We start from the raw sequence: 25171 nt of genomic DNA, 5'->3' as shown, positions 1-25171 counted from the left end.
GGTGGGGCCCGAGGACAGTCCCTGGGACCGATGCGTTTCACCGTCCCGATCCGAAAGGCTGTACCCCATGAGGAACGACCTGCCGCCGCGCCCGACCGGTGCGGTGCGGACGCGGTTGCTGTCCGTGATCGGCGTGGCCGTCGTGGGGGTGGTCACCGGTTCGCTGCTCATCTGGCATGCGCAGCTGGGGGACATGCTCGGGCTGGCCGCGGACAAGGAGCCGGTGGTGTCGAGCGTGAGCGCACCGGCAGTCGGCGCGCCGCCCGCGACGAACCTGGCGACCACGACGCCGACCCGTCGCCCGACTCACTCGCCGTCCACCCCATCCGCGACGCCGACGACTCCGAAGCCACCCAAGAAGACGGTGCACAAGCCGACGCGGGAGGAGAGCATCGATGGTCTGTCTCCGAAGCTGAAGGGGCGGCTGACGAAGGCGATCGCGGCCGCGAAGGCCGCCGGCGTCACGATCCGGATCACCTCGGCCCGGCGGAGCGCGGCCAAGCAGCAGCGGCTGCTGAACGAGGCGATCAAGAAGTACGGCTCGTACAAGCTCGCGACGCGGTGGGTGCTGCCGCCGAAGTACTCCGCGCACGTGCTGGGCAAGGCCGTGGACATCGGTCCGGCGGCCGCCATGACCTGGCTGAACAGAAACGGCTGGCGGTACGGCGTGTGCCGCCGCTACGACAACGAACCCTGGCACTTCGAGGCGCTCACCGCGCCCGGCACGAAGTGCCCACCGCGTGAACCACACGCGGTGGCCAAGGCCGACTGATCCGACACCCAACGGGAGCTGACGATGACGATGACCTACGCCCAACCGCTGCCCCGGCGCTACACGCGTGCGCGGCTCGCTGTCCCCGCTTTGTGGCGACAGGTGATTCGTGGCGGTGAGACGTCAGGCGAGACGATTGTGCGGGAGCCGGATCGCTCCGCGCACACGCAGTTGGACATCTATGACGGCGTGCTGGCCGCGTTCGAGCGGCGGGACGAGGTGGCCGCGGTCCTGGCCGCCGCTGCCGACCGGCAGGCCGCGGTCAGCGGGCTGCGCGTGCGGCTCGGGCTGAGTCAGCTGCAGGCGTCCGCACTCGTCGACCTGCCGCTGACCGACGACTGCCGGGACCGGATCGCCCACCGCGCCGAGGAGCTCCGGGCCGCCCTCCGCCACTGACGCGCGCGCCCCGCACCACCACCCCCGCGGCGCGCGCGGACCTGCGAGGTTTGCGTGCCGTGGGGAGGATGGAGGGGTGATCACGATCGAGCAGGCCGGGCGACTGCGCAAGGCCGGGGTGCTGTGGGCGCCCGCGGCAGGGGATCGTTTCGTCGTACCGGACCGGGACATGGACGAGGACGTGTTCGTGGTGAGCGACATGACCGTCGAGGTGCACGACTACCAGGGCAGCAAGGTGATCGGCTTCAACGGCACCACCGAGTGGGCCCTGGACAGCATCGAGCAGCGCGAGGTCATCTGGCTCCCCCGCGAGGAGCAGCTCCGCGCCCTCCTCGGCAAGCACTTCCACACCCTCGAGGCAGTCCCCGGCGGCTTTCGGGTAGGCCTCACCGACTCCACTCACACCGCCGAAGACGCCGAACAGGCCTACGCCAAGGCCGTCATCCATCTCCTGGGTGCGTGACGGTTCCTACAGCTTGTAGCCGATCTGCCGGAGCAGCAGCTTGCGGTCGGTCTGGTCTGACTCGCTCTCGACGCCGAGTGGCGGTTGCCCGTCGATCACACCGATGATCCCGCGGCCGAGGTCGGTCTCGGCCACCAGGACTTCGACCGTGTTGGCGGTGGCGCAGAAGATCCCGCAGAGCTCCGGCACCTGCCGCACGGCTGACAGGACGTTGACTGGATAACCCTCGCGCAGGAACACGATGAATGAGTGGCCGGCAGCGATGGCCTGCGCGTTCTCGACCGCGAGGTCGACGAGGTCGGGGTCGTTGCCGGAGTGGCGGATCAGCCGCACCCCGGATGCCTCGCAGAACGCCAGCCCGAAGCGCAGGTGAGGGCTGACCCCGATCAGGGCCTCGTGCAGATCCTCGACGGTCTTGATGAAGTGAGACTGCCCGATGATCACATTGAGGTCGTCGGGCTTGGTGACTGGAACAGCTGTCAGGTCCACACGGCCATGTTGCCTCTCGACAGCTGTGCCTGGAAGAAGCAGCAGCGTGCAGACGAACAGGACGTACATGTCTGCGTATATCCCCTCGGCACGCTCAGGCGGTCCCGCCTTGTGGGCGGTAGGTGGACTACCTCCTGTTCGTATGTACCGTCTTGAAGGTGACGGACGGGATCTGGTTGCGGTTTCTGAGTGGGCCGGAGATCGACTCGCTGGGGCTGACCCGGCTGGAGATCGTGGACGCGGTCGAGGATGCGGTGCGTGAGCACGGCGAAGGGCGAACCAGCTTCGAACCGCGGGTGCACCTGATGCCGGACAACGGCGGCATCGGCCACTTCAACGTCCTGCGCGGTCACCTCGACAGGCTCGGCGAGCACGGCATCAGCGGGGTGAAGGTGGTCGGCGACTTCGTTCCGAACTACCAGAAGGGCCTGCCGAGCGAGTTGGCGATGGCGACCCTGTTCGACCCGACCACCGGCGTACCGCTCGCGGTGCTGGACGCGACCATGATCACCGCGGCCCGGACCGGCGCGATGACCACGGTCGGCGCCCGCCACCTGGCCCGGCGGGACTGCAAGATCCTCGCCCACGCGGGTGCTCGCGGTACGGCGTGGTGGAACGTGACCATGCTCGACGACCTCTTCGACCTGGACGAGATCCGGGTGACCTCGAAGCGACCCGAGTCGCGAGAGAAGTTCGCCGCCGAGCTGTCCGCCGAGTTGTCCACGCCGGTGCGGGTGGTGGCGACGGCGGAGGAGGCATTCGACGGGGCCGACGTACTGGTCGAGGCGACGCGGTTGACCGAGCCGGAGCCGCTGTTGCGGACGACTGCGGTGAAGCCGGGTGCGTTCGTCGTACCGTACGGGACGATCAGCGCGGTCGAGCTGGATCTGCTGGACGTGATGGACAAGGTTGTCGTAGACGACTGGCGGGAGGCGCAGTCGGGCCGATTCGGGTCATTGCGGCGGCACGTGGACACCGGGCGGTTGTCGCCGGCGACCTTGTACGCCGAGCTCGGTGAGATCGTGGCCGGTCGCAAGCAGGGGCGAGAGAACGATGCCGAGCGCAACCTTTTCTGGCACCGCGGCCTGTCGCTGCTCGACGTCGCGATCGCCCACCTGATCCTGCGCAAGGCCGAGACCGCGGACGTCGGCACGATGCTGCGCTTCCACTGATGATCAACGAACCCGCGGATCTCGATCCGGCCTCCACCGAGCCGATCGCGATCGCCCAACCCCTCCTGGATCGCCTGGCCGCGATCCGCTCCAGCGTCCTGAGGGCTCTCTCGACCGGCGATGCCGTCTACGGCGTCAACACGGGAATGGGCAACCTCAGCAAGGTCCGGCTGTCCGAGCACGAGCAGCGCATCCACCAACGCAACCTGCTGCTCGGCCGCGCGGTCGGCGGCCCGCCCTGGCTCCCGGCCGACGAAGCCCGGGCCGTCCTCATCGGCCGCCTGAAGACCTTCCTCACCGGCGACGCGGGGGTCTCGGTCGAGCTCATCGGACAGCTGGTCGACTACATCAACAGCGGACAGGTGCCGAAGATCCCCGCCGAAGGAGCAGGTTCAGCCGGCGAGATCATCCCCCTCGCCCACGCCTTCGCCCCGTTGGTGACCGGGCCGGTCGCGTTCGAGCTCGGCCCGAAGGAGGGCATCGCCTTGCTCGCCGGGATCCCCGGCGCCACCGGACGAGCTGCTCTCCACACCACGCGGGTACGCCGTCTCGCCGACAACCTGAGTGCGGTTGCTGCCGGGGCGATCGCTGTGGTCGGCGCGAACCGCGCGCCGTACCAGCCGGCGGCTGGCCGGGGTGACGATCTCCTGGCCGCCGAATTCGTCCGGATCCGCGAGCTCGCCGGGCCCGAGGCTGAGCCGCAAGCCCTTCAAGCACCTGTGTCGTTTCGCGTTGCGGGTCACGTGATCGCGCACGTCCGGCGGTCCCTGCGGGCCTTGGACGAGGCGGTCGAGCGAACGTTCAACGGTGTGACGGACTCACCGGCGTACCTGGACGATGAGTTCATTGGGACGGCCGGGTTCCACGGCATCGACTTGGCCGCGCACTGCGATCACCTGACCGCTTCACTCGCCCACGCCGCCGAGGTCTCGACCGCCCGGCTGCACCGCTTGCTCGACCCGCGAGTGACCGGCCTGCCTGCCCAGTTGGCCCGCGAGCCCGGTCCGCAGGCCGGGCTCGTCGCCGTCCACAAGCGAGCCGTCGCCACCACCCACTATCTCCGCCGCCTCACGTTGCCCACGGCAATCAGTACGGCGGAGACCTCGAACGGCCAGGAGGACGTCCAGTCGTTCTCCTGGGAGGCCGTCGGCGTCCTCGCCGAGGCGATCCGCCTCACCCGCGAGACGACCGCCTGCGAACTCCTGGCCGTCCGCCAGGCGTTCGCCCTGTCGAACCGCCCGATCCCGGCCGGCCTCCGCAACCTCATGCGGGCTGTCGATGCCGTCGTACCTCCGATCGAAGCGGATCGTCCGTTCGGCGAAGACCTCACCAGACTGCTGGACGAGGTGCTCTGACCTACAGGCCTTGGTTGATCGAAAAAGCCAGCGCGACACGCCGTCCGCTTCCAAGCCGCAAGTAGCCTGCGTGGGGTCTGTGTCGTTGGTCTGGGTGCGGGCGCGTGGAATCTCAACCAAGAACTGACGCGGCGGAGGCAGTCAGGGTTCGACCGATCCACTAGCCTGACCAGGGTCCGAGGCGGAGATGGGGGAGTTTCGTGAAGCGGTTCGTGGTCCCGCCGACCTGGCCGTCGCCGCCCCGCCGCAGTTGGGTCCCACCGAAAACCTGGCGTCCCGATCCGTCCTGGGCACCGGCCCCCGAGGGCTGGCGGTTCTGGGTCGACGGCAAGGGCAAACCGGTCCGCGGCCCGATCGGCCGGTACGGCGGTCCGTCCCGCCGGGTGATGTACGCCGGAGCCGGCGCACTGGTCCTCTTCCTCGGAGTCAACATCTGGGCGGTGTCCGCGCTCGGCCTGTTCGGCGGCGACTCCGGTGACCCGCAGGCCGTCCAAGTCGTCGACGACAGTACGCCGACACCCTCCGCGAGCCCGTCGCCCGTCGTACCGCAGACCACCACGCCGCCACTGGTGCCGAGGACGACGGTGACGCCGACCCAGAAGCCCACGCAGCGACCGACCCAGCAGCCGACCAGGACCAAGACCACCGAGCGCCGCACCGAAGAGCAGCCGGACCCGACGCCGACCAGGACGACCACGGCGAAGAAGACCCCCAAGCCGCGCACGAGCACGAGCACGCCGCCGACGCGGGAAGAGATCTTGCGGCAGTACTGCGTCCAGCAGGGCTGGGACCCGGAGTGGTGCGACCCGGACAACTGGCCCCGGGACCCGGCCGACGATCCCCGCAACGGTCCCTGAGTCCCGTCGTTCCGGTTGACAGAGTGGAGCTCTTGCCGCATTGTTAACCATATGGTTTCAAAACCAGATGGTTATGATCAGTTGAGTGGGGTGTTCGCGGCACTGGCGGACCCCACCCGGCGGGCGATCCTGCGACAGCTCCGCGACGGTGACGCGACCGTCGCCGAACTCGCCAAGCCGTTCACGATGTCGCAGCCGGCCGTCTCCAAGCACCTCAAGGTGCTCGAGCAGGCCGGCCTGATCAGCCGCACGCAGCGCGCGACCGCCCGGCTGAGCCATCTCGAGGCCGAACCGCTGCGGGAGGCCGTCGGCTGGCTGATGGACTATCGCGCCTACTGGGCGGAGAGCTTCGACCGTCTGGACGGACTGCTCGACGAACTGAAGGACGAGTCATGAGCGAGATGCAGGTGATCGCGGAGCCCGGCGTACCGCAGGTCATCGTCACCAGGGACTTCAGAGCACCGCGAGAGCTGCTGTTCCGCGCGTACACCGAGCCGGACCTGGTGGCGCGCTGGCTCGGCCCGGCCGGACTCGAGCTGATCGTGAACCAACTGGATCCGCAGCACGGCGGTAGGTGGCGCTGGACGCACTACGACGCCGACGGCAAGGGGTATGTCTTCCACGGGCTGTACCACGGGACGCCCACACCGGAGCGGATCGTGCAGACGTACGAGTTCGACCAGCAGCCCGGGACCGTCTATCTGAATCTGATCACCTTCGACGAGGCCGACGGCATCACCACGCTGCGGCAGAACACCGTGTTCTTCGCCGTCGAGGACCGCGACCTGTACGTCGCCGGCGGCATGGAACGCGGCATCCGGGCGTCGATGCAACAACTCGACGACCTCGTCACCGAACTGGCCAAGGAGGGCCACTCATGATGCTCACCGGAAAGAACGCGGTCGTGTACGGCGCGGCCGGCCCGATCGGCGCCGCGGTCGCCAAGGCGTTCGCAGCCGAGGGCGCGACGGTGTATCTCGCCGGGCGTACGGCGGACAAGCTCGACCTGGTCGCGGACGAGATCCGCGGCGCGGGCGGCACCGCGGAGACCGGAGTCGTCGACGCGCTCGACGAGCGGTCGGTGGACGAGTACGCCGACGCGGTGGCGGCCGCGGCCGGCGGCATCGACATCTCCTTCAACCTGATCGGCCACCGGCAGTTCTTCGGCACGCCGCTGATCGAGATGTCCCTCGCGGATGTCGAGTTGCCGGTGTCGACGATGGTCCGCACCTTCTACCTCACCTCGCGCGCGGCCGCCCGGCACATGACCGAGCGCGGCTCGGGCGTCATCCTGACCTTCGGCGGGTACGGCCCTCCGACCGCGAACCTCGGCGCGTTCCAGGTCGGCTTCGGCGCGGTCGAAGCGCTCCGCCGCAGTCTCGCCTGCGAGCTAGGCCCACACGGCATCCGGGTGCTCACGCTGCAGACCGGTGGCATCCCCGAGGCGATTCCGGACAGCTACGGCGAGAAGGTCAAACAGAGCCTGGCCAAGGACGCGGCCGCACGCACGATGCTCCAGCGGGCCGCAACGCTCGCCGATGTCGGCGCACTGGCCGCCTTCGCCGCCTCCGACCTGGCCGGATCGATGACCGGCACAGCCCTCAACCTCACGGCCGGTGCGGTCGTCGACTGAGTCAGACCACGTTCCACTCGGCGCGAGGGCCGTCGTACTGGAAGCGGCGGGCGTCGAGTGGGCTGATGTCGACGAACGGCTCGTGGCCGAGGTAGAGGTCGCGGATGATCTCGCCGACGGCCGGTCCCTGCAGGAAGCCGTGGCCGGAAAACCCTGTGGCATAAAGGAATCTGGACACCCCATCAGCTTCGCCGATGAGCGCGTTGTGATCCGGAGTCACCTCGTAGAGGCCGGCCCAGCCGCCGGTCAGGCCGACGTCGAGCAACGAGGGTGCGCGCCTGGTCATCGCCTCGGTCAGCCGGGGGAGCCAGGTGTCGGTCCGGTTCAGGTGGAAGCCGGGTTGCTCGTCGGGGTCCGACATCCCGACCAGCAGGCCGGGACCCTCGCGGTGGAAGTAGAACGTGCTGCTGAAGTCGATCGTCATCGGGAGGCGGGCCGGAAGGTCCGGGATTGCCTCGGTGACGACGATCTGCCGCCGCAACGGCGTGACCGGTAACTCGACCCCGACCAACTCGGCAAGCGGCGCCGACCAGGCGCCGGCCGCGCAGATGACCGTGCCGGTGCGTACGTCGCCACGGCTGGTCCGGACCGCGGTGATGTGGTCGCCGAGGGCATCGATGCCGAGGACCTCGCACCCGGTGACCAAGGTGGCGCCGAGCCGGCGGGCCGCGGTCGCGTAGCCCAGGACGACGGACTCCGGCGTACAGTGCCCGTCCGCCGGGGAGAAGCAGGCGCCGGCCAGGCCGTCCGGCGCGAGGATCGGGGCGAGGCCGACCGCTTCGTCGACGTCGATCATCCGGGTCGGCTGGCCGGCCGCGTTCTGCAGACGGGTGCTCTCGCGGAACAGTTCGAGCTGGTCGGCCGTCTCGAGCAGGAACAGGTAGCCGACACGCTGCAGGTCGATCTCCTGGCCGGGCCGTTCGCCGAACCGCGCGAACGCCTCCAGACTGCGCGCGCCCAGCGCGATGTTCAGCTCGTCGGAGAAGTTGGCCCGCACTCCGCCGGCCGCCTTCGAGGTCGAGCCCGAGCCGAGCTCGTTGCGTTCCAGCAGTAGCACGTTCGCCACGCCGGCTTCGGCGAGGTGGAACGCGATGCTCGTGCCCATCACGCCACCGCCGACGATCACCACGTCGGCGGTGGTCGGGAGGTCGGCCGCCATCACGGCAATTGGTAGGTCAGGTCGGCCTCGACGGTCTCGACGTCCATCTGCGCCTTCTGCAGCTTGCCGGAGTAGTCCCAGTTCATCGACTGCCAGCGGGTGAACTGGTCGAGCACCCAGATCCCGCTCTGCCGGGAACCGTTGCCCGACTTGCCGTTGCCGCCGAACGGCAGGTGCGCCTCGGCGCCGGAGGTCGAGTTGTTCACACTCACCATCCCGGCCGAGATCCCCTGCGCGAACCGGAACGCCTTGTTCGGGTCGGTGGTGTAGATCGAGCTGGACAGGCCGTACCCAGACTTGTTGCCAAGGGCAATCGCCTCGTCGAGCGTCGTGTACGTCGCGACCCCGACGACGGGACCGAAGGTCTCGTTCATGAACAACTCGTCGTCCGGCCGCACGCCGGCCACGATCACCGGGTGATAGAACAACCCGGCCGACGGATCGCCGACGAAACCGGCCCGCGGGTGGTCCGCGGTGACCCGTCCGGTCGCGCCGATCACCCGGTGGTGGGCCGCGATCCAGCCCAGCGACTTCTCGAACCCGGCCGCGAACTTCTCGTCCAGCAACGGACCGAACAGCACGTCCTGCGTCGGATCGCCCATCGCCGCACTCGCGACCGCCCGGCCGAACCGGTCGAGGAACTCGTCGTGCACCGACCGGTGGACGATCGCCGTACCGAGTGAGGTGCACCGCTGACCCGCCGTACCGAAGCCGGAGAACAGGGCGCCCTCGACGGCCAGGTCGAGGTCGGCGTCCTCGGTGATCACCATCGGGTTCTTGCCGCCGAGCTCCAGGCAGGGGGTCTGCAGGTGCCGGCCGCAGAGCTCGCCGATCCGGCTGCCGATCGCGCTCGACCCGGTGAAGCCGACCTTGTTGATCAACCCGGCCTGCAAGGCCTGCTCGAGTCCGGTGAACGTGTCCGGCCCGTCGGCGTACACGACGTTGAAGACGCCCGCGGGTACGCCGGAGTGCGCGAAGATCTCGTAGAACGCGTCGGAGACCACCGCGGAGTACTCCGCCGGTTTCCAGACGACCGTGTTGCCGCAGAGCAGCGCGGGGACGATGTACCAGGACGGTACGGCGACGGGGAAGTTGCCGGCCGTGATCACCGCGACCGTGCCGACCGGGCGGCGGAACGTGAACAGCTGCTTGTCGGGCATCTCGGACGGGACCGTTTGCCCGTACAGCCGGCGGCCCTCGCCGATGAAGAAGTCGCAGGTGTCGATGATCTCCTGGACCTCGCCGCGCGCCTCCGCGATCGGCTTCCCGATCTCCCGCGTGACGAGTGCCGCGAGCCGCTCCTTGTTCGCGGTCATCAGCCGGCCGACCGCCGCGATCACCTGCCCACGCTGTGGCGCCGGCGTCGCAGCCCATGCACCCTGGGCCGCCCGGGCCGCTTCGGCCGCGCGCACGAACACCTCAGGCCCCGCACTGCCGACCGTCCCCACGACATCGCTGAGCTGAGCCGGGTTGGTCGACGGAGTACGCCGTACCGCTTCCGCCACTCGCTCGCCACCGACAACGGACAGCACCTCGACGGCCATGCGGCATCCCCTTCCTGGTAGGAGCTTCCACCTTATGCGCGGGGCGGCACCTTGCGGTCGGGGTAGAGATCCGGGATCGGGATGGGCATCCGCCAGAGGCCGGACTTCGGGTGGATCATGCCGTGGCGGACAGCGACGTACCGGAGCAGGCGGAGCGGTCCGGCGATCAGGAGGAAGGCGAGCGGGACCTCGACCAGGCAAGCACTCAGCAGCGCCTGGGTGAGGTCGCCGCCGCGCTGACTCGTCATCACGTCGAACCAGGCGTCGCAGATCAGCAGCACTCCGGAGGCGAACGCGGCCGGGAAGACGAACTGCTTGCGCTTCCAGCCCGCGAGGGCGGTCAGGGTCAGCATGGCGACCAGCAGGATGTCGAACCCGACCCAGGTCGCGACCCAGTTCCGGGCGACGTAGTGGCTGGGCAAAGTGATCGCCAGGTAGACGGTCCACGGGATCAGGGCGGCCACGCAGACCAGCATCAGCGCGGTCCGGAACTTGCGGATCCGGTCGAACGCGCGCCGCGACGGCATCCCGGGCGGGCGGGGCGCCAGCCGCAGGATCAGGTCCCGTCGCTCGGCCGGCGTCATCGCCGCGATCTCTTCGTCGGTCAGGTCCACCTCCCCAGTATGTCTTGTGATTGCATTCACAAGCCGATAAACTGAGCCGCGCGAAGCAACTGTCGATGAGGACAGATGGGGTGTGGGTATGACCGAGCGCAAGCCACCGGGCATGAGTACCCAGGATTGGGTCCGGGCCCAGGTCCAGCAGGCCGCGAATGCGGGCGAGTTCGACAACCTGTCGTTGGCGGGTAAGCCGCTGACCAAGTTGGCCGCCCCGCACGACCCGGACTGGTGGGTGAAGGACTTCATCCGCCGCGAGCAGATCGAGGCCGACGCGCTGCTGCCGCCGGCGGTGCTGCTCCGCAAGGAGAAGCAGAAGGTGCAGGAGACCGTCGCGCGGATGCGGCGCGAGTCAGAGGTGCGGGACTACCTCGCGGATCTGAACAAGCGCATCCTGGTCAGCATCCGCGACACCACCGGCCCGGTCGTTCCGGCCGGCACGGTCGACGAGGAGGCGGTCCTGGCGCAGTGGAGGGCCGAGCGCCCGGAGCCGGCCCGCCCACAGTCGGTCGCCGAGGCCGAGCGGCCGGCCAAGAAGTCGTTCTGGCAGCGGCTGTTCAGCTGAGCAGTTCGCGGGCCGCGGTCTCGACGGTCTGTTCGCTGAGCAGGACGTGGTGGGCTGCCGCGCCCAGCGGGACATAGGAGTCGTGGCTCGTTACCCGGGCCAGCCGGCCGGTGTAGCCGTGGTCGATCAGGGTGGCCAGGACGCCTTCGGAGACACCGCCGGACCGCCGGGTCTCGTCGACGACCAGCACCCGGCCGGTTGTAGTTGCCTCGCGCAACAGATCGTCCACCGGCAGCGGCGCCAGCCAGCGCAGGTCGAGGACCCGGATGCCCGGCACCCGGGCCGCCACCCGCAGACTCATCGGCACGCCGTTGCCGAACGTCACGACGGTCAGTTCCGTCCCGTCGCCGTACGTCCGGCCGCGCCCGATCGGCACCGGCTCACTCGGGTACGACGCCACCCACTGGTCGTCCCCGTCGTCGTACAGATCGCGCCGGTGGTAGAGCGCGATCGGTTCGAGGAACACGCTGACCGTGCCCGACGATCGCGCGGCCGCCGCGCACGCGTGCAGCATCGCGGCCGCGTCGTCCGGCCGCGACGGTGACGCGATCACGATCCCGGGGATGTCGCGGAGGACGCCGATCGCGTCGTCGTTGTGGAAGTGGCCGCCGAAGCCCTTCTGGTAGCCGTAGCCGGCGACCCGCAGGACCATCGGGTTCGCGTACTGCTCCTGGGAGAAGAACTTCAGCGACGCCGCCTCGCCACGGAGTTGGTCCTCGGCGTTGTGCAGGTAAGCCAGGTACTGGATCTCCGGGATCGGCAGCAGTCCAGAGACGCCCGCGCCCAACCCCAGGCCGAGAATGGACTGCTCGTCCAGCAAGGTGTCGAACACCCGGGCCGGGCCAAATGACTTCTGCAGCCCGCGCGTGACGCCGTACACCCCGCCCTTGCGGCCGACATCCTCGCCGAAGACCATCGCCTCCGGGTAGGACGCGAGTACGTCGCTCAGGGCTTGGTTGATCGACTGGCTGAGGGTCAGCCGCTCCGCCGGCTTCGACCGCTGGGGCAGCGTGGTCGCGACGGCTTCCGGGTCGGGGAAGCGCAGCGGCGCGGCGACGGCCTCGGCCGACGACAGCTGTGGCAGGCCCGCGACCTCGGCCGCGATCCGCATCGCCTCGGACCGCTTGTCCTCGTAAATCTCGATGATGTCGTCCGCCGTCAGCCCGGTGCCGAGGAGCAGGCGCGCCGTACCGAGGAGTGGGTCGAGCTCCTCGTCCGCAGCCAGCTCGGCGGGACTCCGGTACGCCGCTTCCACGTCGGAGCCGGCGTGGCCGAGCAGGCGGACCGTGCGCAGCCGCAGGAAGGCCGGTCGCCGGTTGCGCCGGACGAAGGTGGCCGCCTCCGTCGCGATGGTCAGCGTTGCCGCGAGATCCGTGCCGTCGGCGTCGAAGTACCGCAGGCCGGGTCGCTGCCCGTACGCCTGCCTGATCCAGCCGTCCGGAGTGCGCACGCTGATGCCGATGCCGTTGTCCTCACAGACCAGCAGCAGCGGCATCGGCAGCCCCTGGTACGACGCGTGCAGGGCGGCGTTGATCGCGCCGGTCGCGGTCGAGTGGTTCGCGGAGGCATCGCCGAAGCTGGTCACCACGATCGCGTCGGCCGGCCACGGCGACGGTACGCCGAGCTTCCCCGACCGGTTCAGCGAGAACGCGACGCCCATCGCCCGCGGCAGGTGGGACGCGATCGTCGACGTCTGCGGGATGATCGCCAGGTCGTGCCGCCCGAACACCTTGTGCCGGCCGCCGGCGATCGGCTCCGTGGTCGCCGCCGCGACGCCGAGGAGGATGTCGCGGAGGCCCTCCTTCGAGCCGCACTGGTCGGCGCGGGTGAGGTAGAAGGCGCCGGACCGGTAGTGCAGGAGCGCCGGATCCGTCGGTCGGAGAGCGGCGGCGACGGCCGCGTTCCCCTCGTGGCCGGCCGAGCCGATCGTGTAGAACCCGCTGCCCTGCGACTGCATCCAGCGCGCCGCCAGGTCGGCATGACGACTCCCGAGCTGAGCGTCGTACAGGCTCCGCAGCAGCTCGGTGGGCTGATCCCACGGGGCCGGCATGAGCCCACGCACCCGCTCGGCGAACCGCTCGTCGACCGCGTTCACGCGCACCACTCCAAGCTCCTCATCAGTTCCATGATCGGCGAAGAACGCCCGGACCACAGCTTGGCCCACGGACTGAGCACCCATGGTCGACCCAGCCCGGGTCCATGAGGAGTGGATTGGTGGGGCGGTCTCCGGGAACCGTGACGGGGGGTGGTTCGTTCTCCGGGGTAGCGGGTGTCTGTGAGGTGTTCGTGTCGGCGGTGAGTGAGTAGTGGTGATGCGTCTTTCCCCGGTCGTGCGGCGGATGGCGATCGCGGCTGGTCTGGGGGTGGGGACCACCGGGGTGCTGGCCGGCGTTCTGCTGCTGGGTCCGCTCGCTGCGTCGATCCTGCTGGTCGTGGTGTTCGCGCTGGTGTGGCCGCTCGCCGCGGTGATCCGGCACGTGAACGACGAAGCGCCGTACCAATCACCGGTGACGGTCGCGGCCGCGGCAGCGGCCGCCGTGCTGTGCCTGCCGGGGCTCGTGCGGTTGCTGGCCTGGGGTGCGCTCGGGCTGGCGGCGGCGCTGGTCCTCGCGGCGGTGTTCGTGCTGATCGACCTCGTCGTACCGGAGCGGCGGCCGCGGCGGTCACGGCAGCAGCGGAAGCTCGCGCGGATGAGTGAGACCCAGTTCTTCGAGGACGAGGCGCTGATCGCGTCGCTGAAGTGCCCGCTCAGCATCGAGGAGCTCTGCGGGGTCTGGACCGAGACGGCCACCCAGCTCGCCCAGGGCGCGGGACCACGGGATCGGCAGGCGGTCGCCGAAGTACGCCGGATCTGCCTGGACGAATTCGAGCGCCGCAACCCCGACGGCTTCCACCGCTGGCTCGACGCCGGCGCCCCCGCCAACCCGAGCAGCTACCTGCTGCCGACGCCGGGAGACGGCCCCACACCCCTCTGACCAGCGCGTCAGGCTGCCTTCTTCTTCGTGGACGACTTCTTGGCCGAGGTCTTCTTTGCCGGCTTCTTCGCCGCTGTCTTCTTGGTGGTGCGGGACTTGCGGGCCGACTCGACGCTGGCGCGGAGCGCGGCGACCAGGTCGGTCGGGGTGGTGGCCTCCGGCTCCTCCTCGGTGAAGACGACCTCCTTGCCCTTGCGCTTGGTGTTCACGAGCTTGCGGACCCGCTCGGTGTAGGTGTCCTTGTAGGCGGCCGGCTTCCACTCACCGCTCATCGCCTCGATCAGGTCGACGGCCATCGACAGCTGTTTCCCGGCGGCCGACTTGCGGGGCAGGTCGCCGACCTCCTGGTCCGGGTCGCGGATCTCGTCGGCGAAGAACATCGTCTCCAGCACCAGAACCTTGCCGTCGGCCCGGATCGTGGCCAGGTACTCCTTGCCGCGCATCACGAACTTCGCGATCCCGGCCCGGTTCGTCTTCGCCAGCGCGTCCCGCAGCAGGCCGTACGACGAGGCGTTCTCGGAGTCCTTCGGGCCCAGGTAGTAGCTCTTCTGGAAATGCATCGGGTCGATCTCGTCCAGCTCGACGAAGGTGTCGATCTCCAGCGAGCGCGACTTGCCGGGCGCGATGTTGTCCAGCTCGTCGGGCTCGACGATGACGTACTCGCCGCCGCCGACGTCGTGGCCCTTGACGATCTTGTCGAAGTCCACCTCGCGACCGGTCCGCTCGTTCACCCGCTTGTACCGGATCCGGTCCGACGTCCCCTTCTGGAACTGGTGGAAGTCCAGTTCGTGCTCCTGGGTCGCGCTGTACAGCCCGACCGGTACCGTGACCAGCCCGAAGGTGATGTACCCGCTCCAGATCGACCGCGCCATCGGAGGCTCCTCTCCATACCGCCCCGGCCGGTACCCAGGTCAGAGCCGGTTGTATCGCTTCCGTGCCTCGCGGCTGAGCTTCTGGGCCTCGCGGGCGGCTCGCCGGGCTTCGTCCAGTTCGCCGCCGAGTCGTTTGACCAGCTCCTGGGCCTCGGCCAGCGCTTCGCGGGCGTCGTCGAGCTGGTTGTCGAGGTCCTCGACCGTCGCCTCGGCGTTCTGGGCCGCGGTGACGGCGTCTTCGAACGCCTGCTTGGCCTTCGCCTTCTCGGCGGCCTCGCGTTCCTCCGCTTCGCGCTCCGCCGCCTCCTGCTTGCTGCGGGTGGCGGCCGAATCCTTGTCGGCCTCGGCCTGCTGCGCCTTCCGGCGGTCGCGGGCGGCCTGCCGGCGTTCGTCGGTGAGCGGGGTGACGTTGGTGGGTTCGCCGTTCTCGTCGACGACGCCGAAACCGACGTGCCGCAGCGCGCTGCTCAACCGGCCTTCGCGCAGCGCGTCACCCGCGGCCGGATCGATCAACGCGGCGTCGAGTGTCTCGCGCAGCTTCTGACCGACGTCGGCGCTGACCTTCTGGCCTTCGTCCGAGGCCAGCCGGGCAGCCTCTTTGGACAGCTTGTCCAGCAGCTGGTGGCGTTTCGGCGTCAGGTCCCGGAGCCGGTCGCCGTCGAGATCGGCGGTCGCCTCGCGGAACTCGTCGCCGAGCGCGAGCAGGTCGTCGAGCTCGTCCGGCAGACTCCGGGCGACCAGGTTCGCCACCCAGGCGGCGACCGTCGGCTTGCGCATCGCCTTCAGCCGGGTCGACCCGAGCTGATCGCCGTCAGCCTTCAGCTGTTTGGCCAGCTCGTTGCGAGTAGCAATGAAATCGGCAGCCGGCGCCGCGTAGAGCGCATCCGCCGCCTCCTCGAAGTCCACGCTGCCGACGCTACCGCACCGACGACGGCCACTACCCGTTCTTCGGTATGCCGTCCGGTGAAGCCAGGTCGGTGCGGAGCCGGTCGAGGATGCCGCGCAGCAGGCGGGACACCTGCATCTGGCTGACGCCGAGCTCGTGGCCGATCTCTTCCTGGGTGAAGCCGTTGCGGAACCGCAGCTCGAGGATGCGCTTGTCCCGGTCGCCGAGACCGGCGACGGCCGGCGTCAGGGTGTGCACGTTCTCGACCAGGTCGTACCCGTCCTCGGCGTCGGCGACCGTGTCGAGCAGGCTGGTGCCGCCCTCGGGCGCACCGGGCGCGTCCAGCGACAGCGTGCTGAAGCAGCCGCGGACCGAGCTGGCCTCGGCGATCTCGGCCGGATCGGTGCCGAGTGCCGCCGCGGTCTCCTCGTCGGTGGGGACATGCCCGAGGCGCTGGATGAGTTCGGGCTCGGCGGCGGCGATGCTGCCCTGCATCTCCTGGACCCGCCGCGGCGGCCGGACGGTCCACGCGCAGTCGCGGAAGTACCGTTTCAGCTCGCCTCTGATCGTCGGTACGGCGTACGACAGGAAGGCTGTGGACGCGTCGATCTTGTAGCCGTTCGCGGCCTTGACCAGGCCGAGGTACGCGACCTGCTCGAGGTCGTCGGAGTCCACGCCCTTGCTGCGATACCGCGACGCGATCGATCGGGCCACGGGGGCGTTCAGGATCACGACCTCGTCCAGGAGTTGCTGGTGGCGCGGGTCCGGCGTGTTGTCGGCTTCGAGTAGGAGTTCGTGGGTGGTGTCGGCGATGCGCTGTTTGGAGTCCTCAGCGCTGGGAGCTGCGGTCGTCACGGGAGAAACCTCGTCGTGTCGTCGTGCAGGTCGGTGGCATCACGGCTGAGCCACTACCTCCACCAGATCAAACTCGGCCGCCGCTTTCAAGTACTCAGCTGTTACACGTGTTTGAAACGAGTGCGTTGTGTGACGACGATGCAAAGAAGTACGACGACCGCGGTGATCGGAGCGGTCAGCGGGAGGTGCTCGTTCATCAGCAGCACCGACCACACCAGGGTGAGCAGGGGCTGGGCGAGCTGCAGCTGACTGGCCTTCGCGACGCCGATGATCCCCATGCCGCGATACCAGACGACGAACCCGCCGAGTTGCGAAATCCCAGCGATGTAAGCAAGGCCGACAAGACTCGACGGTGTCGGAGCGAAGCGTTCGTGCGGTACGGCGATCAGCGTGATGGCGAGGCTGATCGGCAGGGCGAGCACCACGGCCCAGGCGATCACATGCCATCCCGGCAGATGCCCGGCGAGCCGGCCGCCCTCGGCGTATCCGAGCGCACAGACCAGCAGCGCCGCCACGAGATACAGGTCGGCGATCGACACGCTGCCGTGGTGCTGGGTCAGCGTGAACACGACGACCGCCGCCGCGCCGACGCCGGCCGCACTCCAGAACATCCCGGGCAGCCGCTTCCGCGTCATCACCGCCGAGGCGGAGGCTGTCGCGATCGGCAGCAGCCCGACCACCACCGCCGAGTGCGCAGTCGTCGACGTCTGCAACGCCAGCGTGGTCAGCAGCGGGAACCCGATCACACACCCACCCGCAACAACCAGCAGCCCCGCCAGATCCCGCCGCTGCGGCCACCTCACCCGAAGCACCGCAAGCAGCCCGGCGGCCAGCACGCCGGCGATCAGACCACGCGCTCCCGTCGCCGTCCAGGGCCCCATACCCCTGGTCGCCCACACAGTGGCCGGAAAACTGAGCGAAAAAGAAGCAACACCCACCAAAGCCGCAAAGGTCCCCGCCCCGCCGGTCCGGGCCTCGCCCGCCGACCCGACCCCGGTGGGCGGTATCGCTTTCTGCGTCGGGGCAGTAGCGCTATCGTTGTCTGTCATGGACCACGATAGCAGTCTGGGTGTGGTGGTCGGCCGGTTGCGGGCGGAGGTGACGACCGCCGGGCCGGGTGGGCGGTTGCCGTCCAGCCGTGCGTTGGTACGGCGGTGGGGGATCAGTCCGGTCACGTTGTCGCGGGCGGTCACCGTGCTGATGGCTGAAGGGCTGGTCAGCTCGCGGCCCGGGGCGGGTGTGTTCGTCAGCGAGCGGGCACCGCGCCGACCGGCGACGTCGGCTGACCTGTCGTGGCAGGAGGAGGCGCTCAGGACGAGCCGGCCCGACATTGCGCCGATGATGCTGATGCTGGCGGCTCCCACCGAAGGGGTTGTCGATCTGTCGACCGGTTACCTGCACGAGTCGCTGCAGCCGAGCAAGGCGCTGGCGGACGCGATCGGACGGGCGGGACGCCGGCCCGGGACCTGGACGCGTGCGCCGGCCGATGGGCTTCCTGAGCTGCGGGCCTGGTTCGCCGCCGACATCAGTGGACGTGAGGGCCCTCTCGGTGCGAACGACGTGCTGATCAGTTCCGGTGGCCAGACCGCGCTCGTGACCGCGCTGCGAGCCTTGGCCGATCCTGGTCAAGCAGTGCTGGTCGAAGCCCCGACGTACCCGGGAACGCTCGCGGCCGCCGCCGCGGTCGGCCTGCGGGCCGTCCCCGTCCCGGTCGACGCGGACGGCCTCCGCGTCGAACTCCTCGAGGAGGCTTTCGCAACCTCAGGCGCCCGCGTGCTGGTCTGCCAACCACTGTTCCAGAACCCGACCGGAGCCGTACTCGCGCCGCCGCGCAGAGCGCGCCTGATGGAAGCGGTCCGCGCAGCCGGCGCCTTCGTCATCGAGGACGACTTCACCCGCCGCCTGGTCCACGACGACGCGCCCGACCTGCCCCAACCGCTGGCCGCGGACGACCCCGACGGTCACGTCGTCCACATCCGGTCGCTGACCAAACCCACCTCGCCGAGCCTGCGCATCTCCGGTCTCACCGCGCGCGGAGCGGCGTACGCGCGGCTCCGCGACACCCATGTGATCAACAGCTTCTTCGTACCCAGGCCGATGCAGGAGACCGCACTGGAGCTGATGACGTCACCGGCCTACGCGACGCACCTCCGCCGACTGGCGGCGGCATTGCGGGAGCGACGGGAGGCGTTGACGCAGAGCCTGGCGGAGCGGAGTCCGCACCTGACGATCGACGCGGTCCGGCCTGGCGGGTATCACCTCTGGACCACCTTGCCCGACGGAATGGTCGACGATCAGGTCGTCGCCGAAGCAGTTCGCCAAGGCGTCTCGGTCAGCCCGGGGCGGAACTTCTATCTCCCCGGCGGCCCGACCCGGCACCTGCGATTCAGCTACGCGGCCGCGGCGTCCCCCGACGAGATCGTCCGCGGCGTCGAACGGCTCGACCAGGCGGTGCGGAAGTTTCGCTGAAGCCTGACAGCATCTGTCAGGTTTCCCTGGTTGACTCACGCCCATGGACGAGTGCTGCGCCGTGGTCGACCTGCGTCAGTACACGCTGCATCCCGGGCAGCGTGACACCTTGATCGAGGTCTTCGACGACCATTTCGTCGAGGGGCAGGAAGCGGCCGGGATGCACATCGTCGGTCAGTTCCGCGACCTTGACGACCCCGACCGGTTCGTCTGGATCCGCGGCTTCGCCGACCTGCCCACTCGGGCCGAGGCGCTGAACGCGTTCTACTACGGCCCGGTCTGGCGCGAGCACGCCGCGACCGCGAACAAGACGATGATCGATTCCGACAACGCGCTCCTCCTCGAACCGCTGCACCTCGGCCCGGCGTACCCGCGCCTGGATTCACCCCGCCCACCAAGAGGTACGACGGAGGTCCCCGGCTCGATCGTCGCCGGAGCCGTGTACCACCGCGGTTCGCCGGACGACGGCTTCGTCGAGTTCTTCACCGATCACGTCGTACCAGTGCTGATCGCCACCGGTGCCGAGCCGGTCGCGACCTTCGAGACTTTGGTTGCCGAGAACAACTTTCCGGCGCTGCCGCTGCGGGACGAGGTCGTGCTCGCGTGGTTCGCCCGGTTCGACGACGAGGCGGCGTACGACGAGCATCGCCGGCGGCTCGCGGCGTCGGAGGTGTGGCAGCGGCAGGTGCTGCCGGAGCTGGTCTGCCGGTCGGTCTCGCCGGCCCAGGAGCTCCGGCTCCGGCCGACCGCGCGGTCGCAGCTGCGATAAATACGTTGCGCGCCCCGGAGCGGGCGTGCATGCTGGTGCAGCCGAGCGGCGACGAGCGCCGCCTGGACCTAAGGAGGGCTGACGGATGGCCATCACTGTGCTGCGGCTTGCCCGCGTCAGTCTCACCTCGAGGTTCAGGAGCACTCCGGATGTCTTCCGACGTCTTTCGTACCGAGCACGACCTTTCTGACAATTTCCCCGACTTCGACTCCCGCTGGGCCGATCTGACCCGCGACGAGTCCGAACCCGATCCCGCCGACGCGTTCGTCTTTCACTTCCAGGAAGTGGAAGAGACGCTGGGATCGGATCAGCGGTGGTCCACCTGGCTGGACGTCGAGCGCGGTTCTCGCGGCCCGGATCCACGACCCGACTGGGTCGTGACGGAACAGGCCGCGATCGACACCGAGCTCGGCGTCCTCAAAACCGGCAAGGAAGCCGACGTCTTCCTGGTCGAGCGTGCCGTCGAAGCCATCGGCGGCAACCCGGCCCGTTCCTCGCTGCTCGCCGCCAAGCGGTACCGCAGCGAGGAACACCGGTCCTTCCACCGCAGTACGGCGTACGTCGAAGGGCGCCGTACCCGCAACAGCCGCGACAGCCGCGCGATGGCGAAGAAGACCGGGCACGGTCGCAGCGTCGCCGCGGGGCAGTGGGCCTATGCGGAGTGGGACGCGTTGTGCCGGCTGTGGAAAGCCGGCGTCCCGGTGCCGTACCCGGTGCAGGTGGACGGCACCGAGCTGCTGATGGAGTTCATCGACGACGGTGAGGGCGGGGCCGCGCCACGGCTCGCCCAGGTCCGGCCGTCGAAGGAACTGCTCGGTCAGTACTTCGAGCAGCTCCGCGACGCGATGCGCGAGCTGGCCCGGGCGGGGCTGGCCCACGGCGACCTGTCGCCGTACAACGTCCTCGCCCAAGGGGACCGGATCGTGATGATCGACCTGCCGCAGGTGATCGACATCGTCGGCAATCCGAAGGGTATGGAGTTCCTGCTCCGGGACTGCCACAACATGGCGACCTGGTTCACCAACCGCGGGTTGGAGATCGACGAACAGGAGTTGTTCGCCGATCTGCTCAGCATGGTGTTCTGATCGCCTGCGGCAGCCGGATGACGAACTGGGCGTCGTCGTTCCAGCCGTGAGTCAAGAGGTGGCCTTCGCGGCCGCGCGTCCCGCCGTTCGGCCGGTGAACAGGCAGCCGCCGACGAAGGTGCCTTCGAGCGAGCGGTAGCCGTGGATGCCGCCGCCGCCGAAGCCGGCCACCTCGCCGGCCGCGTAGACACCGGGCAGCGGCGTACCGTCGGCGCGCAGCACGCGGGAGTCCAGGTCGGTCTGCAGGCCGCCGAGCGACTTGCGGGTGAGGATGTTCAGCCGTACGGCGATCAGCGGGCCGGCCTTGGGATCGAGGATGCGATGCGGTGACGCGACCCGGATCAGCTTGTCGCCGCGGTAGTTCCGGGCCCCGCGCAGCGCGGTGATCTGCAGGTCCTTGGTGAACGTGTTGGTCAGCTCGCGGTCACGGGCGACGATCTGCCGCTCCAGGTCGTCCAGGTTGATCAGGTTGTCGCCGGTCAGGTCGTTCATCCCGCGGACCAGGTCCGGAAGGTTGCCGCGGACGATGAAGTCGGCACCCTTGTCCATGAACGCCTGCACCGGTGCGGTCGCGCCGCCACGCGCTCGGCCGAGCACACCCTTGATGTCCTTGCCGGTCAGGTCCGGGTTCTGCTCCTGGCCGGAGAGGGCGAACTCCTTCTCGATGATCTTCTGGGTGAGCACGAACCAGGTGTAGTCGTACCCGGTCGTCATGATGTACTCGAGCGTCCCCAAGGTGTCGAAGCCGGGGAACAGCGGCACCGGCAGTCGCTTGCCGGTGGCATCGAACCAGAGCGAGGACGGACCGGGCAGGATCCGGATCCCGTGCATCGGCCAGATCGGGTCCCAGTTCTGGATGCCTTCGGTGTAGTGCCACATCCGGTCGCGGTTCACGTACCGGCCGCCGGCGTTCTCGGTGATCGCGAGCATCCGCCCGTCAACATGCGCGGGGACGCCGGAGATCATCCGCTTCGGCGGCTCGCCCATCCGCTTCGGCCACTGCGCGCGGACCAGATCGTGGTTGCCGCCGATGCCGCCGGAGGTGACGATCACCGCCTGGGCGGTGAGGCTGAAGTCGCCCACCTCGACGCGCGAACTCGAGACTCCGCGCTCGACGTCGCTCGGCTCCAGCACCTTGCCCGCGACGCCGTCGACCACACCGCCGGTGACCGTCAGCTCGTCCACCCGATGCCGGAACCGGAACTCGACCAGCCCCTTCGCGACCGCCTCCCGGACCCGCCGTTCGAACGGCGCGACCAGCCCCGGCCCGGTGCCCCAGGTGATGTGGAAGCGGGGGACCGAGTTGCCGTGACCGTCGGCGTTGTAGCCACCGCGCTCGGCCCAGCCGACCACGGGGAAGAACCGCACGCCCTGGGCATGCAGCCACGGGCGCTTCTCGCCGGCCGCGAAATCGACGTACGCCTCAGCCCACTGCCGGGCCCACTTGTCCTCGTCGTCCAGCCGGTCGAACCCGGCCGAGCCGAGCCAGTCCTGCAGCGCGAGGTCGCGCGAGTCCTTGATCCCCATCCGGCGCTGCTCGGGGGAGTTGACGAACATCAGGCCGCCGAACGACCAGAACGCCTGGCCGCCGAGAGACGCCTCCGGCTCCTGGTCCAGCAGCAGCACCTTCCAGCCCGCGTCGGCCAGCTCGGCCGTGGCGGCCAGCCCGGCCAGTCCCGCCCCGACAACGATCACATCGGCGTCCATGGTGTCCATGTATAGCGCAATTGAAAGGATGAGGGATGTGACGATCCTTTCCGCAACTGAGCTTGTCCTGCCCGCCGCCTCCCTCGGGCCGGAGAACCCGCTCGCCCCGCTGCGCACCCAGCAGGAACTCCACCAGGTCGAGAACCTCGCCGGGCTGCCGGACGAGCTGCGCGAGAACATCCGGTACGGGCGCCTGCACAGCACGCTGCCGTGCCTGAACCAGGACGGATACGACCGCTCGCTGGTCGACACCACGTTCCCGGCCCTGGTGCTGGAGAACGACCACCTCCGGGCGACCCTGCTGCCGAGCCTCGGCGGCCGGCTCTACTCGCTCGTCCACAAGGCCAGCGGGCAGGAACTGCTCTACCGCAACCCCGTCTTCCAGCCCGCGAACCTTGCGCTGCGCAACGCGTGGTTCGCCGGCGGCGTCGAGTGGAACGTCGGCAGCACCGGCCACTGGACCGGCACCTGTGCCTCGATGCACGCGGCCCGGGTCGAGGGTCCGGACGGTACGCCGGTGCTCCGGCTGTGGGAGCTCGAGCGCACACGGAACCTGATCACGCAGCTCGACTTCTGGCTGCCATCCGACTCGGAATTCCTGTACGTCGGGGTCCGACTGCAGAACCCGTCGGAGTCCGAGGTCCCGGCGTACTGGTGGTCGAACATCGCGGTCGAGCAGTCGGCGGAGACGCGGGTGCTGGTGCCGGCGGATCAGGCGTGGCGGTACGGGTACAGCCGCCGGCTCGACCTGATCGACGTACCTCGGTATGAGGACTCGGATCTGACCTATCCGATGCGGCACGGGCGGGCAGTCGACTTCTTCTTCGAGCCGCTGGCCGGCGAGCGGCCGTGGATCGCGTCTGTCGACGCTTCCGGCCAGGGGCTGGCGCAGGCGTCGACGGAGCGGTTGCGGGGGCGGAAGTTGTTCGTGTGGGGTGAGGGTGACGGTGGACGACGGTGGCAGGAGTGGTTGGCGCCGGGGCTCACAGGGTCGGGGTACGCCGAGATCCAGGCAGGGCTGGCGCGGACACAGATGGAGCACCTGAAGTTGCCCGCAGCAACTTCTTGGCACTGGATGGAAGCCTACGGCCGGATGTCGGTTGATCCGGAGGCTGCGCACTCGGACGACTGGCGGACGGCGCGTGGTGCGGGGACCGAGGCGCTGCGTCCGGTGCTCGACGAGCTGCCGGTGCGGGAGCGGGAGTGGCTGGCGGTCGTGGATGCTGCGCCGGTCGAGCGGCTCGCGGTCGGGTCGGGGTGGGGTGCGCTGGAGCTGGCTCGCACGGGGTGGTCGGTGTCGGAGGGTACGCCGTTCGCCGAGGACACGATGACGTCGCGGGAGCGGGGGTGGTTGCCGTTGCTGGACGGGCGATTGGCTGCGGTTGACGGCGTACCGGATGGGACGTTGGTTGGCTGGCGGGAGTCGTTGGAGAAGGCCGAGGACAACTGGTTGGTCTGGTATCACCGGGGTGTTGCGCGGCACTACGACGGTGATGTGGACGGAGCGGTCGCGGCGTGGCTGCAGTCCGGGGACAACCCGTGGGCGCTGCGCAATCTGGGGTTGGTGACCGGCGACCTGTCGTACTACGAGCGGGCGGTTGAGTTGCAGCCCGATCTGGTGCCGCTGGTCGCGGAGGCTGTGGCCGCAGCGCTGGACACGGACGTCGCACGGGCCGAGCGCATGCTCGAGAGTGCTCCCGACGACCCGCGGATCCGGCTGCTGCGCGTCCGGCACGCAGTGCAGGCCGGCGACCCGCAGGGTGCCCACGAGTTGCTGGCCGCAGGTATCCAGCTCGCCACCGTTCGCGAGGGCGCCAACCCGCTCACGGACTACTGGCATGAGGCCGAGGAGGCGCTGGGAACCAACCGGCCGGTGCCCCCGCAGTACCAGTTCGGCATGGGCGGAAACTGACGTGGCGAATTCTTTGTCCTGACCTGGAACCGATCGGGTCCGGGTGGCGTCTCACCAGTGTGCGGCAAGGGCCGCGCAGGCAGTTCGACTACGACGACCGCGTCGCTCGCGGGCGGCGCGTCGGGGGTGAGTGCCATGTTGACGATCGTTGTGCTCGGTGGGTTCGGCCTGGTGCTGCTGGTCACGGCATGCATCGCGGCGGACGTGATCGCCGGTCTCCGGCGGAACGAGACCCCGTCGGGCACGGAGGAGAAGACGGCTGGACGGGTGATCCGGGTTCGTGGCCCGGTCCGCGGCCAGCTGGACAGCGGGGCCCCGGCGGAATACACCGAGGTCACCGTCGAGTACTACACCCGCCGGGGTGAGGGACCGTTCGAGGTCACTCGCAAACTTCCCGCCGGGAGCCGCATTACTTACGCCAAGGGCGACCGCGTCATCGTCAGCTACGACGTTCGCACGCCCCGCCGGGCCCGCATCGCCGGCCGAGTCAGCCACTGGCCCACCCTCGGCCCGCGCAGCGCGGACCCGGTTCCACAGCCCTAGAGAGCAGCCGCGACCGCGGTCAGCAGCTACTGGAGTGATCCGCTATCCCTCGCCCGAGTGGCGGGGGCCTTTCAGT

At 69.3% G+C, this 25171-nt stretch carries 26 protein-coding genes; 16 read left to right on the top strand and 10 right to left on the bottom strand.

The window, feature by feature from the left end; all coding sequences use genetic code 11:
* The first annotated feature begins 67 nt into the window (after nt 1-67).
* The 3 genes from OG876_RS08800 (at nt 68) to OG876_RS08790 (ending at nt 1631) form a co-directional block, all read left to right on the top strand.
* Entirely contained in the window at nt 68-772 is a 705-nt protein-coding gene (locus tag OG876_RS08800; protein WP_328524294.1) for a M15 family metallopeptidase, read from the top strand.
* A gap of 24 nt (nt 773-796) precedes the next feature.
* Complete coding sequence (locus OG876_RS08795) at nt 797-1168, top strand: hypothetical protein (RefSeq protein WP_328524293.1); 372 nt, start codon at nt 797-799, stop codon at nt 1166-1168.
* A gap of 76 nt (nt 1169-1244) precedes the next feature.
* Nucleotides 1245-1631 (top strand): pilus assembly protein CpaE, encoded by a 387-nt coding sequence (locus OG876_RS08790; protein WP_328524292.1) that lies wholly within the window; start codon nt 1245-1247, stop codon nt 1629-1631.
* Nucleotides 1632-1637: 6 nt separating this feature from the next.
* Here OG876_RS08790 and OG876_RS08785 read toward each other — a convergent pair whose 3' ends face one another.
* Nucleotides 1638-2120, bottom strand: coding sequence for an adenosine-specific kinase (locus OG876_RS08785; protein ID WP_328524291.1), 483 nt, complete (start codon nt 2118-2120; stop codon nt 1638-1640).
* Nucleotides 2121-2278: 158 nt separating this feature from the next.
* On the opposite strand from OG876_RS08785, the gene OG876_RS08780 reads away from it, so the two are divergent.
* The 6 genes from OG876_RS08780 to OG876_RS08755 all read left to right on the top strand — a co-directional run bounded on the left by OG876_RS08780 (nt 2279) and on the right by OG876_RS08755 (nt 7137).
* Nucleotides 2279-3292, top strand: a complete 1014-nt coding sequence (locus OG876_RS08780) for an ornithine cyclodeaminase family protein (RefSeq protein ID WP_328524290.1) — start codon at nt 2279-2281, stop codon at nt 3290-3292.
* Nucleotides 3292-4647 (top strand): aromatic amino acid lyase, encoded by a 1356-nt coding sequence (locus tag OG876_RS08775; protein ID WP_328524289.1) that lies wholly within the window; start codon nt 3292-3294, stop codon nt 4645-4647. The genes OG876_RS08780 and OG876_RS08775 overlap by 1 nt, the downstream gene beginning before the upstream one ends.
* A 200-nt stretch (nt 4648-4847) precedes the next feature.
* A complete protein-coding gene (locus OG876_RS08770) occupies nt 4848-5504 on the top strand; it encodes a hypothetical protein (RefSeq protein ID WP_328524288.1) in 657 nt (218 codons plus the stop codon).
* Nucleotides 5505-5594: 90 nt separating this feature from the next.
* Nucleotides 5595-5900 carry an ArsR/SmtB family transcription factor gene (locus OG876_RS08765; RefSeq protein ID WP_328526874.1) on the top strand — a complete coding sequence of 102 codons (306 nt, stop codon included), beginning with the start codon at nt 5595-5597 and terminating at the stop codon, nt 5898-5900.
* Nucleotides 5897-6385, top strand: coding sequence for an SRPBCC domain-containing protein (locus OG876_RS08760; RefSeq protein WP_328524287.1), 489 nt, complete (start codon nt 5897-5899; stop codon nt 6383-6385). The genes OG876_RS08765 and OG876_RS08760 overlap by 4 nt, the downstream gene beginning before the upstream one ends.
* The gene (locus tag OG876_RS08755; RefSeq protein ID WP_328524286.1) at nt 6382-7137 is read left to right on the top strand and encodes an SDR family NAD(P)-dependent oxidoreductase; all 756 of its coding nucleotides are present in this window, start codon (nt 6382-6384) and stop codon (nt 7135-7137) included. The genes OG876_RS08760 and OG876_RS08755 overlap by 4 nt, the downstream gene beginning before the upstream one ends.
* 1 nt (nt 7138) lies before the next feature.
* On the opposite strand, the gene OG876_RS08750 is transcribed toward OG876_RS08755, so the two are convergent.
* Genes OG876_RS08750 through OG876_RS08740 form a run of 3 tightly spaced genes read right to left on the bottom strand, consistent with a single transcriptional unit; the run spans nt 7139 to nt 10454 of the window.
* The gene (locus OG876_RS08750; protein WP_328524285.1) at nt 7139-8296 is read right to left on the bottom strand and encodes an NAD(P)/FAD-dependent oxidoreductase; all 1158 of its coding nucleotides are present in this window, start codon (nt 8294-8296) and stop codon (nt 7139-7141) included.
* The gene (locus OG876_RS08745; protein WP_328524284.1) at nt 8296-9840 is read right to left on the bottom strand and encodes an aldehyde dehydrogenase family protein; all 1545 of its coding nucleotides are present in this window, start codon (nt 9838-9840) and stop codon (nt 8296-8298) included. Before OG876_RS08745 ends, OG876_RS08750 begins: the two co-directional genes overlap by 1 nt.
* Before the next feature lie 32 nt (nt 9841-9872).
* A complete protein-coding gene (locus tag OG876_RS08740; RefSeq protein ID WP_328524283.1) occupies nt 9873-10454 on the bottom strand; it encodes a hypothetical protein in 582 nt (193 codons plus the stop codon).
* 88 nt (nt 10455-10542) lie between these two features.
* On the opposite strand from OG876_RS08740, the gene OG876_RS08735 reads away from it, so the two are divergent.
* Nucleotides 10543-11022 (top strand): J-domain-containing protein, encoded by a 480-nt coding sequence (locus OG876_RS08735; RefSeq protein ID WP_328524282.1) that lies wholly within the window; start codon nt 10543-10545, stop codon nt 11020-11022.
* Here the strand turns inward: OG876_RS08735 and OG876_RS08730 are convergent.
* On the bottom strand, nt 11015-13126 hold the full coding sequence (locus OG876_RS08730; protein WP_328524281.1) for a thiamine pyrophosphate-dependent enzyme: 2112 nt from the start codon (nt 13124-13126) through the stop codon (nt 11015-11017). The two genes, OG876_RS08735 and OG876_RS08730, sit on opposite strands and share 8 nt — an antisense overlap.
* A gap of 208 nt (nt 13127-13334) precedes the next feature.
* Here OG876_RS08730 and OG876_RS08725 point away from each other — a divergent pair, with 208 nt between their 5' ends.
* A complete protein-coding gene (locus OG876_RS08725) occupies nt 13335-13997 on the top strand; it encodes a hypothetical protein (RefSeq protein ID WP_328524280.1) in 663 nt (220 codons plus the stop codon).
* 8 nt (nt 13998-14005) lie between these two features.
* Here the strand turns inward: OG876_RS08725 and ku are convergent, their stop codons facing one another.
* From ku to OG876_RS08705, 4 genes are all read right to left on the bottom strand, one after another.
* Nucleotides 14006-14869 (bottom strand): non-homologous end joining protein Ku, encoded by an 864-nt coding sequence (ku, locus tag OG876_RS08720; RefSeq protein ID WP_328524279.1) that lies wholly within the window; start codon nt 14867-14869, stop codon nt 14006-14008.
* 39 nt (nt 14870-14908) lie between these two features.
* Entirely contained in the window at nt 14909-15775 is an 867-nt protein-coding gene (locus tag OG876_RS08715) for a hypothetical protein (RefSeq protein WP_328524278.1), read from the bottom strand.
* A 31-nt stretch (nt 15776-15806) separates the two neighbouring features.
* On the bottom strand, nt 15807-16610 hold the full coding sequence (locus tag OG876_RS08710; RefSeq protein ID WP_328524277.1) for a sigma-70 family RNA polymerase sigma factor: 804 nt from the start codon (nt 16608-16610) through the stop codon (nt 15807-15809).
* 101 nt (nt 16611-16711) lie between these two features.
* The gene (locus OG876_RS08705; protein ID WP_328526873.1) at nt 16712-17617 is read right to left on the bottom strand and encodes a DMT family transporter; all 906 of its coding nucleotides are present in this window, start codon (nt 17615-17617) and stop codon (nt 16712-16714) included.
* Nucleotides 17618-17657: 40 nt separating this feature from the next.
* Between OG876_RS08705 and OG876_RS08700 the strand changes: the two genes are divergently transcribed.
* The 3 genes from OG876_RS08700 (at nt 17658) to OG876_RS08690 (ending at nt 20933) form a co-directional block, all read left to right on the top strand.
* On the top strand, nt 17658-19079 hold the full coding sequence (locus tag OG876_RS08700; protein WP_328524276.1) for an aminotransferase-like domain-containing protein: 1422 nt from the start codon (nt 17658-17660) through the stop codon (nt 19077-19079).
* 43 nt (nt 19080-19122) lie between these two features.
* Complete coding sequence (locus OG876_RS08695; RefSeq protein WP_328524275.1) at nt 19123-19848, top strand: NIPSNAP family protein; 726 nt, start codon at nt 19123-19125, stop codon at nt 19846-19848.
* A 149-nt stretch (nt 19849-19997) separates the two neighbouring features.
* The gene (locus OG876_RS08690) at nt 19998-20933 is read left to right on the top strand and encodes a serine protein kinase RIO (RefSeq protein WP_328524274.1); all 936 of its coding nucleotides are present in this window, start codon (nt 19998-20000) and stop codon (nt 20931-20933) included.
* A gap of 51 nt (nt 20934-20984) precedes the next feature.
* Here the strand turns inward: OG876_RS08690 and OG876_RS08685 are convergent, their stop codons facing one another.
* Complete coding sequence (locus OG876_RS08685) at nt 20985-22649, bottom strand: FAD-binding dehydrogenase (protein ID WP_328524273.1); 1665 nt, start codon at nt 22647-22649, stop codon at nt 20985-20987.
* Nucleotides 22650-22668: 19 nt separating this feature from the next.
* Here OG876_RS08685 and OG876_RS08680 point away from each other — a divergent pair, with 19 nt between their 5' ends.
* Both OG876_RS08680 and OG876_RS08675 read left to right on the top strand, forming a co-directional pair.
* A complete protein-coding gene (locus OG876_RS08680) occupies nt 22669-24552 on the top strand; it encodes a DUF5107 domain-containing protein (RefSeq protein ID WP_328524272.1) in 1884 nt (627 codons plus the stop codon).
* Nucleotides 24553-24687: 135 nt separating this feature from the next.
* Nucleotides 24688-25095: a DUF3592 domain-containing protein gene (locus tag OG876_RS08675; RefSeq protein WP_328524271.1), complete on the top strand. Its 408-nt coding sequence runs from the start codon at nt 24688-24690 to the stop codon at nt 25093-25095.
* Nucleotides 25096-25171 lie beyond the last annotated feature (76 nt).

The sequence above is a fragment of the Kribbella sp. NBC_00359 genome, assembly GCF_036097425.1.
Lineage (GTDB): Bacteria > Actinomycetota > Actinomycetes > Propionibacteriales > Kribbellaceae > Kribbella.
Note: the sequence above shows the minus strand (reverse complement) of the source record. Positions and strands in the feature narration are given on the sequence as shown.